This window comes from Luteolibacter pohnpeiensis (genome assembly GCF_016595435.1).
GTDB classification, from domain to species: domain Bacteria; phylum Verrucomicrobiota; class Verrucomicrobiia; order Verrucomicrobiales; family Akkermansiaceae; genus Luteolibacter; species Luteolibacter pohnpeiensis.
The window spans coordinates 1-341 of record NZ_JAENIJ010000232.1; the positions used below are offsets into that span (position 1 = coordinate 1).

The 341-nt window shown below is 57.2% G+C and carries 1 protein-coding gene; it reads left to right on the forward strand.

The features are described 5' to 3' along the window. Positions 1-341, forward strand: a 341-nt coding sequence (locus JIN85_RS22630) for a hypothetical protein (protein WP_200274558.1), incomplete at both ends; no start/stop codon positions are given.

Here is a 341-nt window from a genome sequence, read left to right on the forward strand (position 1 = left end):
CGGACAGACTGCCCGAGCGATCCGTTCGTCCGGTTCTTCGATGAGACATTCCGGTTTGCCGAGGGCGAAACCGAGCTGCCGTTCGAGGAGCGAATGGAGGAAGCCAAGGTGGTTCATCGGTTGAACTTCATCGAGGCCCTATGCCGACTTTACGACATGCGGCTCGAAGAGTTGCGGGTGAACTATCAATCGGTCTGCAGCCTGACGCCGGACATTTTGAAGGAATTCGAGATCAGCCGCGAAAGCCTGATCGAGTCGCTCCGGATGAAGCTGACCACGGCGAAAAAGGAATACTGGAAGCGGCTGTTCGACGGGATGGAGGAAGTCCGGAACCGGTTGAC